The sequence below is a fragment of the Actinoplanes sp. NPDC049802 genome (assembly GCF_040656595.1).
GTDB lineage: Bacteria > Actinomycetota > Actinomycetes > Mycobacteriales > Micromonosporaceae > Actinoplanes.
Genome location: NZ_JBFAMR010000014.1, coordinates 91,065 through 108,102, shown reverse-complemented (window position 1 = coordinate 108,102; position 17,038 = coordinate 91,065). Strand labels below are relative to the sequence as shown.

General features: G+C 69.2%; 19 protein-coding genes. 10 read left to right on the top strand and 9 right to left on the bottom strand.

The genetic code is table 11. The annotated features are described in order from the left end of the window. Positions 1-76 precede the first annotated feature (76 nt). The 3 genes from AB0I88_RS13110 to AB0I88_RS13100 are packed head-to-tail and all read left to right on the top strand — an operon-like array spanning position 77 to position 2,279. Positions 77-487: a hypothetical protein gene (locus tag AB0I88_RS13110; RefSeq protein ID WP_361022279.1), complete on the top strand. Its 411-nt coding sequence runs from the start codon at positions 77-79 to the stop codon at positions 485-487. Beyond that, positions 484-1,443 carry a hypothetical protein gene (locus tag AB0I88_RS13105; protein WP_361022276.1) on the top strand — a complete coding sequence of 320 codons (960 nt, stop codon included), beginning with the start codon at positions 484-486 and terminating at the stop codon, positions 1,441-1,443. The genes AB0I88_RS13110 and AB0I88_RS13105 overlap by 4 nt, the downstream gene beginning before the upstream one ends. After that, positions 1,440-2,279, top strand: a complete 840-nt coding sequence (locus tag AB0I88_RS13100) for a hypothetical protein (RefSeq protein ID WP_361022273.1) — start codon at positions 1,440-1,442, stop codon at positions 2,277-2,279. Before AB0I88_RS13105 ends, AB0I88_RS13100 begins: the two co-directional genes overlap by 4 nt. Positions 2,280-2,824: 545 nt before the next feature. Here the strand turns inward: AB0I88_RS13100 and AB0I88_RS13095 are convergent. The 3 genes from AB0I88_RS13095 to AB0I88_RS13085 all read right to left on the bottom strand — a co-directional run bounded on the left by AB0I88_RS13095 (position 2,825) and on the right by AB0I88_RS13085 (position 5,939). Further along, positions 2,825-3,187 carry a WhiB family transcriptional regulator gene (locus AB0I88_RS13095; protein ID WP_361022270.1) on the bottom strand — a complete coding sequence of 121 codons (363 nt, stop codon included), beginning with the start codon at positions 3,185-3,187 and terminating at the stop codon, positions 2,825-2,827. Positions 3,188-3,331: 144 nt separating this feature from the next. After that, positions 3,332-3,664 carry a hypothetical protein gene (locus tag AB0I88_RS13090; protein ID WP_361022267.1) on the bottom strand — a complete coding sequence of 111 codons (333 nt, stop codon included), beginning with the start codon at positions 3,662-3,664 and terminating at the stop codon, positions 3,332-3,334. Positions 3,665-3,800: 136 nt separating this feature from the next. Continuing rightward, positions 3,801-5,939 (bottom strand): ATP-dependent DNA helicase UvrD2, encoded by a 2,139-nt coding sequence (locus AB0I88_RS13085; protein ID WP_361022264.1) that lies wholly within the window; start codon positions 5,937-5,939, stop codon positions 3,801-3,803. A gap of 83 nt (positions 5,940-6,022) precedes the next feature. On the opposite strand from AB0I88_RS13085, the gene AB0I88_RS13080 reads away from it, so the two are divergent. Continuing rightward, positions 6,023-6,265 carry a mycoredoxin gene (locus AB0I88_RS13080; protein WP_361022261.1) on the top strand — a complete coding sequence of 81 codons (243 nt, stop codon included), beginning with the start codon at positions 6,023-6,025 and terminating at the stop codon, positions 6,263-6,265. Positions 6,266-6,311: 46 nt separating this feature from the next. On the opposite strand, the gene AB0I88_RS13075 is transcribed toward AB0I88_RS13080, so the two are convergent. From AB0I88_RS13075 to AB0I88_RS13060, 4 genes are all read right to left on the bottom strand, one after another. Further along, entirely contained in the window at positions 6,312-7,193 is an 882-nt protein-coding gene (locus tag AB0I88_RS13075; protein ID WP_361022258.1) for a phytanoyl-CoA dioxygenase family protein, read from the bottom strand. Between the two features lie 57 nt (positions 7,194-7,250). After that, positions 7,251-8,198: an NAD(+) diphosphatase gene (gene nudC, locus AB0I88_RS13070; RefSeq protein WP_361022255.1), complete on the bottom strand. Its 948-nt coding sequence runs from the start codon at positions 8,196-8,198 to the stop codon at positions 7,251-7,253. Then, the gene (locus tag AB0I88_RS13065) at positions 8,195-9,511 is read right to left on the bottom strand and encodes a pitrilysin family protein (RefSeq protein WP_361022252.1); all 1,317 of its coding nucleotides are present in this window, start codon (positions 9,509-9,511) and stop codon (positions 8,195-8,197) included. The genes nudC and AB0I88_RS13065 overlap by 4 nt, the downstream gene beginning before the upstream one ends. 114 nt (positions 9,512-9,625) lie before the next feature. Then, positions 9,626-10,933 (bottom strand): pitrilysin family protein, encoded by a 1,308-nt coding sequence (locus AB0I88_RS13060; RefSeq protein WP_361022249.1) that lies wholly within the window; start codon positions 10,931-10,933, stop codon positions 9,626-9,628. A 188-nt stretch (positions 10,934-11,121) separates the two neighbouring features. Here AB0I88_RS13060 and AB0I88_RS13055 point away from each other — a divergent pair, with 188 nt between their 5' ends. The 4 genes from AB0I88_RS13055 to AB0I88_RS13040 are packed head-to-tail and all read left to right on the top strand — an operon-like array spanning position 11,122 to position 14,241. After that, positions 11,122-11,535, top strand: coding sequence for an Rrf2 family transcriptional regulator (locus tag AB0I88_RS13055; protein ID WP_361022246.1), 414 nt, complete (start codon positions 11,122-11,124; stop codon positions 11,533-11,535). Positions 11,536-11,543: 8 nt separating this feature from the next. Continuing rightward, positions 11,544-12,608, top strand: a complete 1,065-nt coding sequence (locus AB0I88_RS13050) for an ABC transporter substrate-binding protein (protein ID WP_361022243.1) — start codon at positions 11,544-11,546, stop codon at positions 12,606-12,608. Positions 12,609-12,632: 24 nt separating this feature from the next. Next, entirely contained in the window at positions 12,633-13,379 is a 747-nt protein-coding gene (locus AB0I88_RS13045; protein WP_361022240.1) for an ABC transporter ATP-binding protein, read from the top strand. After that, positions 13,369-14,241 carry an ABC transporter permease gene (locus AB0I88_RS13040; RefSeq protein WP_361022237.1) on the top strand — a complete coding sequence of 291 codons (873 nt, stop codon included), beginning with the start codon at positions 13,369-13,371 and terminating at the stop codon, positions 14,239-14,241. The genes AB0I88_RS13045 and AB0I88_RS13040 overlap by 11 nt, the downstream gene beginning before the upstream one ends. Here AB0I88_RS13040 and AB0I88_RS13035 read toward each other — a convergent pair. Further along, positions 14,238-15,128, bottom strand: coding sequence for a hypothetical protein (locus AB0I88_RS13035; RefSeq protein ID WP_361022234.1), 891 nt, complete (start codon positions 15,126-15,128; stop codon positions 14,238-14,240). The genes AB0I88_RS13040 and AB0I88_RS13035 overlap by 4 nt on opposite strands. Positions 15,129-15,235: 107 nt before the next feature. On the opposite strand from AB0I88_RS13035, the gene AB0I88_RS13030 reads away from it, so the two are divergent. Beyond that, positions 15,236-15,949: a lysophospholipid acyltransferase family protein gene (locus AB0I88_RS13030; protein ID WP_361022231.1), complete on the top strand. Its 714-nt coding sequence runs from the start codon at positions 15,236-15,238 to the stop codon at positions 15,947-15,949. Between the two features lie 162 nt (positions 15,950-16,111). Here AB0I88_RS13030 and AB0I88_RS13025 read toward each other — a convergent pair whose 3' ends face one another. Beyond that, positions 16,112-16,315 carry a cold-shock protein gene (locus AB0I88_RS13025; RefSeq protein ID WP_014447450.1) on the bottom strand — a complete coding sequence of 68 codons (204 nt, stop codon included), beginning with the start codon at positions 16,313-16,315 and terminating at the stop codon, positions 16,112-16,114. A gap of 224 nt (positions 16,316-16,539) precedes the next feature. On the opposite strand from AB0I88_RS13025, the gene AB0I88_RS13020 reads away from it, so the two are divergent. Beyond that, positions 16,540-16,944 (top strand): pilus assembly protein CpaE, encoded by a 405-nt coding sequence (locus AB0I88_RS13020; protein WP_361022228.1) that lies wholly within the window; start codon positions 16,540-16,542, stop codon positions 16,942-16,944. The last annotated feature ends 94 nt before the right edge of the window (positions 16,945-17,038 follow it).

Here is a 17,038-nt window from a genome sequence, read left to right as displayed (position 1 = left end):
TCATTGGCGTACTCCGATATGAAGAATCCACGGTCAACCACCATGACCCCTGGTTCGAACAAGGAGTGCAGCCAAGATGGAGCGACCTTCGACGGAAGAACTGACGCTCGTCGCCGACTGCGTGGATCTCTGGACGGCGGGCGAGATGAAGCTCAAACCACTGGCCGCTCATTACCGAACCGTGGTCGCCTCCATCTCCACAGCCGAGCGGCATCTCGGCGCGCTGTGGCGATCTGAAATGGTCGGCGGCCCGTACGGCCCGGCACGAAGCGCGTGGGAGTCTCTCGCCGAGACCGCGATCGCGATGCTGCGAGAGACCGCCGACAATCTCGAGGCGACCGGCGACGCGCTGGTGATGGCATCCGAGATGTACGCGGAGACCGAGGACATCAACGCCGAGGCGATCCGGAAGATGAAGGCGCCTGTCATCGCAGCCGCGACCTATGATCCGGCCACGCCGCCCGAACCAGGAGGCGTGGCCCGATGAGCTATGCCGAACTGCGCCAGCACGCACAGCGGATCGAGGAGCTCGCATTCGAGACGGCTATCAAGCAGTTGCGGATCGAGATGCTCCCGAGCGGCAGATACATCGCCCCGGACAGCTCACCGATCTCCGACGAGTTCGTCGAACTCGTACGGGAACAGAACTCGGGGATCGCCGCGATGTTCGAACCTTTTCTCGATCTACCCGACCCGGCATCATTGGCCCTCATGCACGAACAGCTCATGGAGGCCGCTCAGGCACTGGCCAGCGGACCCAACGGATCAATTGATCCGGTGCATGGGCTGAAATTCGTCGCCAGTGGCGAGATGAACAAGATCGACCACGTGAAGACGACGCTCCGCGAGTGGCGCGGCGGTGGAGCCGAGGTCTTCAAGGCCTCCTTCCTGGAGCCGTTCACGGATGTGGTCGGTAATCATTTCAGCCTGGTCGCCACCCTCATGGCCGCGATCAAGGCTGAGGAGATCCTGTGGGAGGAATGCCGTAAGAATCTGGACGAGTTGGCGCACGAGGCGATCAATGCATTCGATTCCATGGGTGACCATGGCTCCGCCTCGGCAGTCATCCTGTTGAGTCTGGCGTCGTCGATCGTCTCGGTCGGCGCCGCGATCACGACCGGAGGAGCGTCCGCAGCGCTCACCGCGGTCGGAGCTGCCACACAGGTCGCCGGAACCGTCGTGGACAAGATGCCCGCGGAGGAGGCGCCGGCGATACGACTCGATGCGAAGACTCCGTACGAACTCCGGCAGCAGATCCTTGAGGGTCTGTACGAGATCGCCTTCCATGTGCTCCGCAAGGAGCAACAGATCGCCGACGCGATGATCATGAGTTCCGAGACCGTGGCGAGGATGCGAACCGACTTCGTCTCCCCGCGCCCGACGCTCGCGGACCTGTCGAGGAGGACCATCCTCACCGATCAGGGACTGGGGCACAACGCATGAGGGGCAGACGAACCCGGATCGCCATTGCTGCGGCCATCGCATTGGCCACCTCGGGTTCTCTGGCCGGCTGCTTCCGCTCGGCGCCGGAGCAGCCGGTAAAACCCCTCTGCCCGATCGCCGCGCCACCATCTCAGCAACTCGGAGCCGAAACCGCCGGTGTTCGGGTCGTGGAGACAGGTTTCACCAGAGTCGGTGGATTCGGTACCGCGAAAGTCAGTATGGGCGCACTCATCCGAAACGACTCGGACAAGGTCGCCTATCGTACGTTGGTCACCTTCGACGCCGTCGATGCGGCCGGCCGGTCGGTGATCCACGATGACCATCGCCTTTTCCGCACTCAGCTAGTTCCGGTGATATCGCCCGGCGATACCCTGCCCGTCGGAAGCGCCAGCCTCCTCGACGAGGCCGCTCAGAGCCGGGAAAGTCAGATCGCGTCGATCAACGTGACCGCCCACGTCATCCAGTGGCTGGATCCGAACCCCCGCGCCGAAGGGCTCGCCAAGGTGACCGCCGAGGTCGTGGCCGGAAGCGGCAAACGCGACGACAGCGGAAAGGGCGAGATCACCTATGACTTCGAATCTCCGAGTTGCGCCCCGATGACCTCGCGAGGCGTGTCGATGGTCTTTCACAGTGAGTCGGGGGACATCCTCGGGGGCAGTCTGGCTAGTCCGACGTCGTGGCTCACATGCGAACCCGGCATCAACAGCGGCAAGCGGGAGATCATCTCCCAGTCCGACATTCCGGCCGGTGCCGATCTCGACCGCACCTCGATCACCGTCTACTGCGACTTCGATCGGGCGCAGCCCTCGCTGGCTTCCGGTAGTCCCTACAACTGACTTGAGCACGCCACGCAAGACGGCCCTGCAGGGGAACAACACGTAGGCATCGCCGGGTTCCTCACCGGCGGTGTCCCGAGAACCGGTGTGTGGTTCGGGCGCGAGTCGCGCCCGAACCACACACCGGGACGGCCTTCCCGGCGGTCGGCACCCGGTGTGGGTGTGGCTACGCCTGCGGCGGGTGTCGACCGCAAGAACGCGCCGTCCCGCCGCCGGAAGGCTGAGCGCATCAGGGAGAAGCCTCGAGATGGCTACGTGTTACCCGTCTGCGCGCCCTAACGGCCCGTCCGCTTGGACGGGCCGTTAGTTCATCAAGGGTCTGTCACTAGAGCCCGACACCGCGATCCCTGGTAGCCCGCCTGCGGGCGTCCATCGTGATCTGGTGGGAGGAGCGGTAGGCCTCAGGTGCACGGTCACTCTGAGGCCGACGCATTCGGGCACGGGACAACGCTTCTTGGATGAGTCTCATCTTCGGGGCTCCACTCGGGTTCATCTCGTTACTCGGCTTTCGGATCTCGATCACGGGTGTGGGGAGGGTGTGCATTTCAGGCCGCCAGGCGGACCGAATTGCGGGAGTCGAGACCGTTCGCGGCGAGCCGCTCCTCGACCTCGACGGCGAGCTCGGCGTCGCGAGCGACGTCGGCCTTACGCGGACGGCCACGGGGCCGCTTGCGCGGAACCACGGCGCCGCGCTCGAAGATCTCTCCACCCCAGACACCCCAGGGCTCCGCACGGTCGACCGCACCGGCCAGGCACTCGGCGCGCAGCGGGCAGTCCCCGCAGAGCGACTTGGCCAGCTCCAGCTGGGCCGGGGAGTCGGAGAACCACAGGTCCGGGTCGAACTTCCGACAGGGCAGGTTCGCCTCGATGTCGACGGTCAGGTCGATCGGGGCCAGCGCCAGACTCATAAAGCCCGGTCACCTCTCTCTTCTTCTCGATCTTCTGGATCGTGTTTCAGGTGTTGCACCGGCGGTCAGCCGGCCAAAAAGACTTGAGGCCGCGGATCCCATTTCTGGGTTCCGCGGCCTCGAGGTGAGCCGGAGGTCTGTTTGTCAGACCGGCCTTCCTCGAGGCGGGACACCGCTGCCACCATCCGTGTAACGCTTGCTGGAGATGGTGTTGCTGCCCTTGAAGCCAGTGGTCCCGTTGTTTCCGCCCGCACGCACCAGGGTCGCTTTGCCCAGCTCGGCCTGGGGACGGACCTGGTGCACCCGCGGAGCCTGGGCGAGCGCTGCCGCGGTCGGCAGGGCCCGGACGGGCTCGGACGGGATCCGCTCAGCGGCCAGCAGCGCCAACGGAGCGGCGGTGGTAGGCAGCGAGGCGGGCAGAGGCCAGGCAGCAGCCGGCAGCATCGACGGAACTGTCATCGTGATGTTGAGCTTCATCGTTGCCACCTGCCTCTCCATGACCTTGCATTCGTGGTTAGAACTACGTGGTTTCAGCCCAAGCGAACGAACCGCTCGCCAAGACGTATCCTGAGGCTATGCCTGCCCTACACGGGAGGGCAAACGAATTAACGCACTAGTTTCCGAAGTTTTTTGTCGCAAGATCATCTGGGCTGGCTCCGGCCACCAGGGCGAAGACCGCGTCGCCGTACTGGCCCAGCTTGCGGGGGCCGATCCCGGCGATCGCGAGCAACTCCGCCGGACCCGTCGGGCGGCGCTCCGCCACGGCCACCAGGGTCGCGTCGGTGAACACCACGTACGCAGGGACTTTGAGCTCGGCGGCAGTGCTCGCGCGCCACACCTGGAGACGCGCGTAGAGGTCCTCGTCGAGGTCGGACGGGCAGGTGGGACAACGGCCCAGCTTGCGGTCGGCGCCGGCCAGCAGGGTCGCGCCGCAGATCCGGCAGGAGGACACCTGCACCCGGCGCCGGTCGGTTTTCCGACTCCGGTCCACCGGGGCACGTTCGTCGGACATCGAACGTTCCAGCTGCGGAAGGAACCGGCACGGCCGACGGGCCCGGCCACCGGGAGAGCGGGACTGGCCGTACGAAAGCCAGAGCAGTTCACGGGCCCGGGTCACGCCCACGTAGAGCAGGCGACGTTCCTCTTCCAGCTGCTCAGCGGTTTTCGCGTACGTCGTCGGCAGGGTCCCGTCGGCGAGGCCGACGAGGAAGACGGCGTCCCATTCGAGACCCTTCGCCGAGTGCAGAGAAGCCAATGTGACTCCTGCCACAGTAGGCGCGTGCTGTTGCTCGGCACGGCGGGCCAGCTCGTCGTTGAAGGCGGACAGCGACACCTCCCGCTGGACCCGTCCCGCCTCGCCGATCGGCAGGATCCGCGGTTCGGCGGCGTACTCCTCGGCGAGGGTGACCAGCGCGGCGAGCGCCTCCCACTGCTCGCGTGCGGCGCCGCCCGGCGGGGGCTGGCTCCGGTTCCACCCGGTCGCGGCGAGCGCCTCCACGACCGCCTCGACGAGCGGGGTCTCACCGGGGATGGACCGCACGCCGGCACGCAGCGCGACCATCGCCTGCCGGATCTCGGCACGCTCGAAGAACCGTTCGGCGCCCCGCACCACGTAGGGCACCTCCGCCTCCGCGAGCGCCTCCTCGTACGCCTCGGATTGCGCGTTGGTCCGGAACAGCACCGCGATCTCGCTCGCCGGGGTGCCCGCCGCGATGAGCTCCCGGCACCGCCGCGCCACCGCGGCGGCCTCGCCCGGCTCGTCCAGGAAGACCTTGCGTTCCGGCTCGGGGCCGGGCGGCCGCTGCCCGACCAGCTCCAGGCGCAGTTTCGCCTCGGTGCCGCGGGCCTGCCGGATCACCGCGTTGGCCAGCCCCACCACCTGCGGGGTGGAGCGGTAGTCGCGGACCAGACGGACCACCACGGCGTCACGGCGCTGCCGCGGAAAATCGATCAGGTACGCCGAGGTGGCCCCGGTGAACGAGTAGATGGTCTGACTGGCGTCGCCGACCACGGTCAGGTCGTCGCGCCCGCCCAGCCAGGCGTCGAGCAGCCGCTGCTGGAGCGGGTTGACGTCCTGGTACTCGTCGACGACGAAGTGCCGGTACTGGGCGCGGATCTGCTCGGCGACGTCGGTGTGTTCCTCGATGCCCCAGACCGCGGCGCGCAGCAGATCCTCGAAGTCGATCACACCCTGGCGGCGTTTCAGCGACTCGTAGGCGGCGAACACCTCGGCCACCCGGGCCGGTTCGAACGGCGGTTCACGCAGCGCCTTGGCCGCGGCCACCACGTACTCCCCCGGCTCGACCAGCGACGACTTGGCCCACTCGATCTCGCCGGCCAGGTCGCGGGCGGCGGCCCGGTCGGCGCGCACCCCGGCGCGGGCGGCCGCGAGACCGACCATGCGTGCCTTGCTCTCCATCAGCTCCGGCATCTGCCGGCCCTCGAGCAGCCGCGGGGCGAAGTAGCGGACCTGCCGCATCGCGGCCGCGTGGAAGGTACGCGCCTGCACCCCGGCCGTGCCGAGGGCGGTGAGCCGGGCCCGCATCTCGGCGGCGGCCCGCGCGGTGAACGTCACGGCCAGCACGTGCCGCGGGCTGATCTCGCCGGAGAGCGTCCGGTAGGCGATGCGGTGGGTGATCGCACGGGTCTTGCCGGTCCCCGCTCCCGCGAGGATGCAGACCGGCCCAGCGGGCGCCGTCACCGCTGTCCGCTGTTCCGGGTCGAGCCCGGCCAGCACCCCTTCACTCCGCACGGTAGGGAATCATGACACCCGTCCGGGGTGTTGTGCTTGTCAGACGCACTGCCGTGTGACCTGTATCGAAGGAGCCCTGACCGATGCTGACCATGTACTCGACGTCCTGGTGTGGGTACTGCCACCGCCTCAAGTCGCAGCTCGACCGCGAGGGCATCGCCTACGACGTCGTCGACATCGAGCAGGACGAGGCCTCGGCCGCGTTCGTTCGCAGCGTCAACGGAGGAAACCAGACCGTGCCGACACTGAAGTTCGCAGACGGCTCGGCGCTCACCAACCCGTCGATCGTCCAGGTCAAGCAGCACCTCGCCGCCATCGCGGTCTGATCACGAAAAGGCCGCCCCGGCCCCGGGGCGGCCTTTCGCGCGAGTCTCAGGGAATCAGCGCCGGGATGCTCGAGTCGAGCAGGCCACGCTCCTTGAGCGCGCCGTAGAGCGGCGTGGTCTCCGGGTTGTGGCCCCACTGGTGGTCGCCGTCACCGTTGCCGAAGCCGCCGAGCAGTTGCTTCTGCACGTCGTTGAGGCCCGACCAGGCCGGCGTGTTCGGCAGGTCCGCGTTCTCGTCGCGCATCGCGATCCAGCGTGGGGTGTAGCCGAAGAACGCGCCGACGCGGGTGATGTCGGAGTAGTTGTCCGATCGGGCGTGCCAGATGCGGCGGTCGAAGACGACCAGGTCACCGGCGTTGGCGGTGATCTGGACGGCGCCCTCGGGCTGCGGCCACGGGACGCCGCGGCTCGGCGGCCCCGGCAGCCAGTTGGTCTTGTGACTGCCGGGCAGGACGGTGAAGTTGCCCCGGCCGGTCTCGCTCACGTCAGAGAACCAGTACGCCAGCTTGACCGACAGCATCGGCCGCGGGTCGGTCTCGATCTCCCGGTTCTGCCGGCCGCCGTCCTGGTGCCAATGCCACCACTCCTGCTGCTTCTCGTGCAGCTGCGGGTGGACGTCGATGTGCGAGTGGTAGATGTGCAGGTTCCACCCGAGCAGCGACCAGATGTACTTGAAAGCCTTGGGGTGGTCGATCAGGAAGGCCAGCTCGGGCACGTGAGCGATCGGCGACAGCTGGTGCAGCGCACCGGTCGCGCTCAGCTTGCCCTCGGCCCGGCACTTCTCGTAATACCCCAGGATCGCGGCCCGGCCGGCCTCGATCTCGCTCTCACTCAGCACCGACGACACGACGATGTAGCCGTCGCGATCGAACGCCTCCCGCTCCTCCGCGGACATCGGCGTCCACGCTGGCGCCTCCACCTGAGTCATCGCTTCCCCTCTCGTCTTTGAAAGGAAGACGCGATGGACCCTCGGATTGGTTGCCGGCTAACCGGAAAAAGTTTCCCAATCTTCGAGGAGCCACTTCTCGATCAGGTAGAACGCGATCGAGGCGTTCATCGGCAGTCCCCACGGGCCCTCACCCGCGATCATCTTCGCGACGTCCTCCCGGGTGAACCAGTGCGCCTCGTCGATCTCCTCCGGGTCCAGGCGCAGCGGCTGACCGGGGTCGGCGATGCCGTGGAACCCGAGCATGAGCGAACCGGGGAACGGCCAGGACTGGCTCCCCTCGTACCGGATCTCGGAGAGGGCGATGCCCACCTCCTCGTGCACCTCACGGGCGACCGCCGACTCGGCCGACTCGCCGGCCTCCACGAAGCCCGCGAGGCAGGAGAAACGCCGGCCGCTGCCCGGCCGCTCCGGCCAGGCCGCGTTGTGGCCGAGCAGACAGCGCCCACCGGGGCCGGGCATCCCGTCGTGCACCAGGATGATCATCGCCGGGTCGGTCCGCGGCCACATCATGTGGCCGTCCGGGTCCACCCGCGCCCAGCCCGCCTCCACCACGGTGGTCGGCTTCCCGCTCCGCGGTGAGAACCGGTGACTGCGATGCCAGTTCCCCAGAGCGACCGCTGTGGTCAGCAGACCGGTGTCGCGGGCGTCGAGCAGGTGCCCGACCTGGCGCAGATCCATCGCCCGGGCGCCCTCGCCCGCAGTGAGCGGGGCGTCGACGGCCCAGAACGGGGTGCCGTCCGGGCCGACGCCCAGGAACCAGCGCTCCCCCTCCGGCGCCTCCGACGGCGGCACCAGGATCAGCGCCGAGCCGCCGTCCGGGCCGTCGGTGACCAGCGCCCGGCCGCCCTTGTCCAAGTCGACGACGACGACCTGGCCACGGTCCCAGGCGGCGGTGAGCCAATCGGAGTCCCGGCGGTGGTGAGCGGCCCGGTCCAAGGTGGTACGCGCGAGCGGCGGAGCGCCCAGCGGTTCGGAACCTGTCAAGATGCGCTGCGCTCCACGACGGTCAGGGCGGCGAGCTGAGCCTCGATCTTCTCGGCGTCGCCGAGGACCACGGTCACCGCGCGGGACGGGGCGAGGTACTTCGCGGCCGCCGCGGCGACCTCCTCACGGGTGGCGGCCGACAACGCCGCCGAATGCTCGCGCAGGTGGTTGAGGCGAAGCCCGAAGCCGGCATAGATGCTGGCCAGCCCGGCCAGGCCGGACTGGGTCGACATACCCAGGCGGAGGGTGCCCAGCGCGTACCGGCGGGCCTGCTCCAGCTCCTCCTCACCGGGCGGGAGGCTGGCGATGCGGCCCAGCTCGTACTGCGTCTCGAGCAGGGACGGGCCGGTCACCTCGGTGGCCACCTCGGCGGCGGCGAGCAGGGCGGAACCGGCGACGAAGTGCTCGATCGACGAATACGACCCGTAGGTGTAGCCCTTGTCCTCCCGGATGTTCTCCGTCCACCGGGACGAGAAGTAGCCGCCGAAGACCAGGTTGGCCAGGCTGAGCGCGGCGTAGTCGGGGTCGGTACGGGTCAGCGCGGGCAGGGCGATCCGCAGCGAGGACTGCACCGAGCCGGGGCGGTCCACCAGCAGCAGCGGGCCGGTCTCCAGCGCCGGGGTGGGCGGGAGCGTCCCGTCCGCGGCGCTGCCGGTCCAGCCGCCGAGGATCTTCTCCGCGGTGTCGATGGCCTGCTCCGGGTCGATGTCGCCGACCAGCACCAGGACCGCGCCGTACGGGCGGATGCGGTCGGCGTGCAGCTCGCGCAGCGGGCCGGGGGAGACGGCTTGGACCTCTTCCGGGCCGGGGGTCTGGACCGCGTACGGGTGAGCGCCGTACATCCGTTTGAGAAGTGCCACCCGGGCCAGGTGGGTGGGCTGGCTCAGGGCGACCTGGATGTGGTCGGCCAGCCGCTCCCGTTCGGTGACCACCTCGGCTTCCGGGTAGGTGGCGTCGGTGAGCACCGCGGCGAGCAGTTCCAGCGTCCGGTCGAGGCCGGCGGCCAGGGCGTTGCCGGTGATCAGCAGCCGGTCCGGGTCGAGGCCGGCGGCCAGGCTGCCGCCGACCGCCTGGAGCTCGGCCGCGATGTCGATGCTCGACATGCCCCTCGTACCGGTGAACAGCGCCTGCGAGAGCAGGGTGGCCGGGGCCAGCGGCGCCCGGCCGAACGGGATCCGCAGCCGCACCTCGACCAGCGGCACGGCGGACCGGCGGATGGCGATCACGGTGAGACCGTTGGGGAGGGTGCGCTCCCGCTCCAGCGGCAGGTTCAGCTCGGCGTCCGGCACCAGGTCCGGCAGAGTCTTGGTCACGCGAGAACCCCCGGGATCACGTCGGCGAAGGCGCGGCGTTCCGGCCGCGAGATGGTCATGCCCCGGCTCCCGGGATCACGTCGGCGAAGGCGCGGCGCTCCGGCCGCGAGATGGTCATACCCCGGCTCCCGGGATCACTTCGACGGAGGCGCGGCGTTCCGGCCGCAGGGTGGCCGCGGCGGCGACGATCTTCTCCGCGGGCACCTCGCTGATCAGCTTGGGCAGATCATTCAGCAGCTCGGGACGGCTGCGCTGCAGCTCCAGCACCGCCATCGGCAGTGCCCGGCCGAGCACGTCGTCGGTGCCGTGCAGCAGGCGGGTCGCCATCCGGGCCTGGGTCCGGTCCAGCTCGCCGGCCTTGAGCCCGTCGGAGGCGAGCCGGTCGAGCTCCTCGTCGATGGTCCGGAGCACCTTGTCGGCGTCGCCGCCGGGCGGCAGGTGTGCCTGGAGGAGCAGCGCGGTCGGGTTGCGTACCTGGTACTCGTCGCCCATGAAGCCGATGTAGCCGCCCATGGTGGTGGCCGTGCGGTCACGCTGGACCAGGCGCTCCACGAGCCGGGAGGCGTCACCGTCGGTGAGCACCTCGGCCAGCACCACGAAGGGAAGGTAGTCGTCGAAGGCGCCGATCGGATCCGGCACCCGCCAGCCGCCGGCGACCGCGGGCAACGGGGCGATGCGATCCGTGTACGACTCGCGGATCTCCGCCGTCAGGTCCGGCTCGGCGAAGTCGGGCAGCAGCGGGGCCGGGCGGGCGGGCACGTCCCCGAAGTGGCGCTCGATCATGACGGTCGCCTCGGCCACGTCGAAGTCGCCGGCCACCGACAGCACCGCATTGCCGCAGGCGTAGTAGCGGTCGAAGAATCCCTGCGCGTCCTCGACGGTGGCGCTCTCCAGGTCCTCGAACGAGCCGTACCCGTCGTGCGCGTTGGGGAAGGTCCGGAACATCACCGGGGGCAGTCTGAGCCAGGGGAATCCGCCGTACGGCCGGCTCAGCACGTTGACCCGGATCTCCTCCTTGACCACGTCGACCTGGTTGCGCAGGTTCTCCTCGGTGAGCCGGGGGCCGCGCATGCGGTCGGCCTCGAGGAACAGCGCGCGCTCGAGGCCGCCGGACGGCAGGACCTCGAAATAGTCGGTGTAGTCGAGGTGGGTGGAACCGTTGAAGCTGCCGCCGGCGCCCTGGACGTGGCGGAAGTGTGCCAGCTTCTCCAGGTTCTCCGAGCCCTGGAACATCAGGTGCTCGAAGAGGTGGGCGAACCCGGTGCGGCCTTCCGGCTCGCTGCGGATGCCGACGTCGTAGACGACCGCCACGCCGACGACGGGGGCGCTGCGATCCGGGGAGAGGACCACGCGCAGACCGTTGCCGAGGGTGAACCGCTCGACCGGGTATTTCGTCGCGGGGATCTTGATTCTGGGCGCCACGGTACGAATCTAGCGGACTCGTCTCCGTAACCGAACGGCGACACCGAGTAAATACATCAATATCCGTTCCCGATCTACCGCCGCGAATCGGACGGGCGTCACACGACACGGACTTGACCAACCCCACCCACTTGACCCAGTATTCCCATCCAACAGGTAGGCAAAGTCGGGAAAGGGGGCCGCTCGCCGTGTACGTCTCGGCACGCACGGACTACGCCGTTCGGGCGATGCTCGCGGTCACCGCCGAGCACCCCCACCTGGCCAAGGCCGCCGGACTGGCGGCCGCACAGGGGATCCCGCTGAGCTTCCTGCAGGGCATCCTGCTCGATCTGCGCCGTGCCGGGCTGCTGCACAGCCATCGCGGCGTGGACGGCGGGTACGCCCTGGCCCGCCCCGCCGAGGAGATCACCGTCGGCGACGTGGTCCGCGCCGTCGGCGGCGCCCTCACCACGGTTCGCGGGCTACCCACGTCCACGGCCACCTACCACGGTGCGGCGACGGCGCTGCACGACGTGTGGGTGGCCGTCGAGGCCGCCATCGAGGGCGTCGTCGACCACCGGACCCTGGCCGAACTCTCCACCACCTCAGTGAAACGAAACTAGGAGTGAGCATGAGCTCCCGCACCGTACGTGCGCTTGCCCTCGCCACGGCCGCCGTCCTGGCCTCGACCGCGCCGGCCGCCTGCGGGTCCGGCGAGGAGTCCCCGGCCGCGGCGGGCGCCGCGGAGGCCGGGACCATCCGCCTCGGCTACTTCCCCAACATCACCCACGCACCCGCCCTGGTCGGTGTCAACAAGGGCTTCTTCACCGAGGCCCTGGGCAGCACCAAGCTCGAGGAGAAGACCTTCAACGCCGGCCCGGCCGCCATCGAGGCACTCTTCTCCGGCGCCATCGACGCCACCTACATCGGCCCGAACCCGGCGATCAACGGCTGGTCCGAGTCCAAGGGCCAGGCGCTGAGGATCGTCGCCGGCAGCACCTCGGGCGGCGCCGGCCTGGTGGTCAAGGAGGGCATCACCACTCCGGCCGACCTCAAGGGCAAGAAGATCGCCACTCCGCAGCTGGGCAACACCCAGGACGTCGCGCTGCGCGCCTGGCTGAAGCAGAACGGCCTGAACGCCGACCAGCAGGGCGGCGGCGACGTCTCGGTGCTGCCGCAGGACAACGCGACCGCGCTCCAGGCCTTCGCCCAGGGCGCGATCGACGGCGCCTGGGTGCCCGAGCCCAACCTGAGCCGGCTGATCCAGGAGTCCAAGGGCAAACTGCTGGTCGACGAGAAGACCCTGTGGCCGGACGGGCAGTTCGTCACCACCCACCTGATCGTCAGCCAGGAGTTCCTGAAGAAGTACCCGGGCACGGTCAAGAAACTGATCCAGGGCCACGTGAAGTCGGTCAAGTACATCGAGACCGACAACGCCGGGGCCCAGACCGCGGCGAACGCACAGATCGAGAAGCTGTCCGGCAAGGCGCTCAAGCCGGAGATCCTCCAGACCGCGTTCAAGAACCTCACGTTCACCCACGACCCGATCGCCTCGTCGCTCTACACCAGCGCGAAGAACGCCGAGTCGGTCGGCCTGCTCGATCCGGTCGACCTCAACGGCATCTACGACCTGACGCTGCTCAACGAGGTCCTCAAGGCCGACGGCCGGCCCGCGGTCAGCGACGCGGCGGCCTGACGGCCGGCGGACAGGAGGGCGAGTATGAGCACGGTAGTGCGGATCGACGACGTCACCAAGCAGTACGGGTCCGGCGGCAACGCTCTGCTCGCCCTCGACCGGGTGTCACTCACCGTCGGCACGGGCGAGTTCGTCTGCCTCCTCGGCGCCTCCGGGTGCGGCAAGAGCACACTGTTGTCGCTGGTGGCGGGACTGGACCGGATCACCGGCGGCACTCTGGACATCGACGGCGATCGGGTCGCCCTGATGTTCCAGGAGGCCGCTCTCTTCCCCTGGCTGTCGGTGGCCGGCAACGTCGAGCTGGCGTTGCGCCTGCAGGGTGTGGGCCGGGCCGAGCGCCGCGAGCGGGCGCAGCAACTGCTGGAGGTCGTCCGGCTGGGCGGTTTCGGCGGCAAACGACCGCACGAGCTGTCCGGAGGCATGCGGCAGCGGGTCGCCCTGGCCCGGGCTCTGGCCCAGGACGCCGATGTCCTGCTGATGGACGAGCCGTTCGGGGCGCTGGACGCGATGACCCGCGACATCCTGCACGGCGAGCTGGAACGGATCTGGCAGGAGCGGAGGCTCACCGTGCTCTTCGTGACACACAACGTCCGGGAGGCGGTTCGGCTCGGCGACCGGGTCGTCCTGTTGAGCAGCCGGCCGGGCCGGGTCATCGAGGAGTTCGAGATCGGCAACCCCCGCCCACGGCGCATCGACTCCCCCGAGGTGGCCTCCCGGGCCGCCGAGATCACCGACCGGCTCCGCGCGGAGGTCGCCCGCCATGCCCACTGAGATCATCACCGACAGCACGGCGGCCGACGAGCTCTCCGGCCTCGACGCCCTGGAACTCGAGCCGAAGCGGGAGAAGGGCGATCTCGGCACACGCGCCTGGCGCAGCGCCTGGCCGAAGCTGGTCGCCGTGGCGATCGCCGTCGCCGCCTGGCAGCTCGTGGTGCTCTCCGAATGGAAACCCAGCTATGTGCTGCCCGGCCCGGCGGACGTGTTCGCCGATCTGAGGGAGCTGGCCACCACGGCCGACTTCTGGGAGGGCGTGCGCCTCACCCTGACCCGGGCCTTCACCGGCTTCCTGCTCGCCGTGGCCATCGGCACGGTGATCGGCGCGGCGGTCTCCCGGTTCGCCCCGCTGCGTGCCGCGATCGGCTCGCTGATCACCGGACTCCAGACCATGCCGTCGATCATGTGGTTCCCGCTGGCGATCCTGCTGTTCCAGCTCAGCGAGAGCGCCATCATGTTCGTGGTGGTCATCGGTGCCGCGCCGTCGGTCGGGAACGGCCTGATCAGCGGCATCGACTACGTGCCCCGGACCTGGCTGCGGGTGGGACAGGTGCTGGGCATGAAGGGCTTCGCGAAGTACCGGCACCTGATCCTGCCCGCGTCGCTGCCGTCCTTCATCTCCGGGCTCAAGCAGGGCTGGGCCTTCTCCTGGCGCAGTCTGATGGCCGGTGAGCTGCTGGTCATCGTGCCGGGCGCGCTGTCCGTGGGTGCCCGCATGCAGAACGCCCGCGACCTGCACGAGGCGTCCCTGGTGATCAGCTACATCATCGTCGTGCTGATCATCGGCATCCTGATCGACATCCTGTTCAACACGGCGGACAACGCCCTGCGCAAACGCTGGGGCCTGACCGGCGACTAGAGCGGCCGGACCGATTTCAGCACCTCGTCGATGACGTGGTCGAACTGCTTGTGGGTGCCGGGCACGGAGACGTACAGAATCGCGGCCGTCGGTTTTCCGACGTCGATGACCGCCACCGCGGACAGCTCCTCGGTGGCGGTCAGGCCCGGCTCCCGGAAGCGCAGCCGGAACTCACTCACCCAGGCCGGACGGCCGCCCAGCGTCGTCACCTCGTCGCGCAGCGGCTCCATGGTGTTCGGCTGCGGGTAGTACTCGGCCCGGACGTCGGCCGCGACCTGCCGCCCCACGCACTCCAGGTCCAGCGTGACGGCGTCGTTGTCGGCCGCCGGCACGGCCGCCGACAGGATCGAGGCGTGGTAGCTGCCGCCGGCGTAGACCTCGGTCACGAAGTGCTGCCCGACCCGGTAGGGCACCCGCAGCGTGCCCGCCTCCCAGACGTCGGTCCAGGTCTGCCAGGGGGCGCCGTACCTCTGATAGGAGATGCCGGCGACGTCGTCGACGGTGCGCTCCCCGGTGGCCGGCGGCGGCGCGCTCGGCGCGACGGTCGCCGCGCCGTTCGGCGAGACCTCGGGCGCCGGGCAGGCCTGCGCCAGCGGCGGCCGCACATCGGCCGGCCCGGCCGCCTTCGACCCGAACGGATCGCCGTCGCCGCCCATGATCACGATCAGCAGAACGGTCAGGCCGATCGCCAGGATCGCCCCGGCCACCCCACCGAAGATCTTCAACTGCCGCCGGCGCCGTCGTGGCCCGTCCGGCGAAGGCGCCTGCGGCGGCGCGGGCGGTTGCGGTCCAGGCTGCGACGGTACGCCGGACGCGGTGACCATCCCCGATGCCCACGCCCCGCCCGGCCGCTCCCAGGGAGACGGGTTCGGGTGCGCGTCGGCCATGACTTCAGTGAACACCACCGGCGCGGAGATCCCACGAGCCGGTGGGCCCCGCCGGGATTGCCCAGCCGATCTACGCCGATCCCGGAAACGTCGGATACCGTGCTGCCATGGAACTGGTGTATCCCCCGGTCGTCGCCCTGGCCAAGACGATGTTCCGCGTGCTCGACAACAAGATCGAAATCGAGGGCGCCGAGCACATCCCGACAAGCGGCGGGGCGGTGCTGGCCAGTAACCACTCGAGCTACCTCGATTTCATCTACTGTGGGCTGGGCTGCCAGCCGGCCAAGCGGCTGGTCCGGTTCATGGCCAAGAAGCAGGTCTTCGACCACAAGATCAGCGGTCCGCTGATGCGCGGCATGCGGCACATCCCCGTCGACCGGAAGGCCGGCACCGCCGCCTTCAAGCACGCCATCGACTCGCTGCGCGGCGGTGAGATCGTCGGCGTCTTCCCGGAGGCGACGATCAGCGAGTCCTTCACCGTCAAGACACTGAAGTCGGGTGCCGCGCGGATGGCCCAGGAGGCCGGCGTGCCGCTGATCCCGATGGCCGTCTGGGGCCCGCACCGGCTCTGGACCAAGGGCCGCAAGAAGGAGCTGACCAAGCGCCACGTACCGGTCCTCATCAAGATCGGCGAGGCGATCGAGGTGCCCGCGGACGCCACCCCCGAGGCGATCACCGCGACGCTGAAGGAGCGGCTCACCGTGCTTCTCGACGCGGTCCAGCGGGCCTACCCGGCGAAACCGTCCGGCCCGGACGACCGGTGGTGGCTGCCGGCGCACCTGGGCGGGACCGCCCCGCTGCCCAGCGGCACGGTCGCCTGAGCCCCATCGTCTGACCGAAACAGATCGTCGAGGGCTTCCGGCGGCCCGGAAGCCCTCGACGTCCGCACGGCGCCGGAACGGCATCGGCGCCGCCCCCGAGCCGGGAACGGCGCCGATCTCGTCAAGTGCCGGCCGCTAGCCGCGGCCGGTGCTCAACGCGAATCAGACAGAGCGGATGTTGGCCGCCTGCGGGCCCTTCTGGCCCTGGGTCACCTCGAACTCCACCCGCTGGTTCTCCTCCAGGGAGCGGTAGCCCGACATCTGGATCGCGGAGAAGTGGGCGAAGACGTCGGCGCCGCCGTCGTCCGGGGTGATGAACCCGAAGCCCTTGTCCGCGTTGAACCACTTCACAACGCCGGTAACCATGCTCGTCTCCTCGACGGTCGATCGCTCCCGCCCATTATGGGCGGGAACGAAGTAATAAGACCCGCGTTCTGTGGGTCTCGTGCTGTCGTACTGATCGCCCGTACCGGAGAAACCCGGGTTACGACAAAGAGCGCCTGGGGCAGACTTCCCCACAGGCGCTCCTGAGTACTTGGGAACCAAACTGACAACGCTGGCGAGCGTAGCACGGAGAGAGGGGTTGCGAAGTGCTCGGAGTAGAAGTGGCGCGGCAGCTCAAAGCTTCCGGACTGATCTGGAAGCCACGGCTGGGCGACCGTTTCGCCGTCCCCGACCGCGATCTGGACGACGAACTGTTCGTGCTCAGCAACATGTTGGTCCAGGTGCACGACCGTCCGGAAGGGCGAATCATCGGCTTCAACGGCACCACCGAGTGGGCGCTCGACGACGTCGATCTGGACGAGGCGCTCTGGCTGCCCCGTGAGGACCAACTGCGGGAACTGCTCGGCGGCGCCTTCCGCGAACTGCGCCGCGAACCCGGCGGCCACATCGTCCGGATCGAGCTGCTCGGCCGCGAGCACACCTTCCCCGCCGCCCGGGCCGAGGACGCCTACGCGGCCGCCCTCCTGCACCTCCTGGCCGCGGCCATCTGACCGGCGCCCGGCCGGGATGCCACGCCGCGACCCGGCCGTCCCTTCCGGAAAACCTTCCCCGGTACGGGCGACACCGCACCCGCCCAATCCGCCC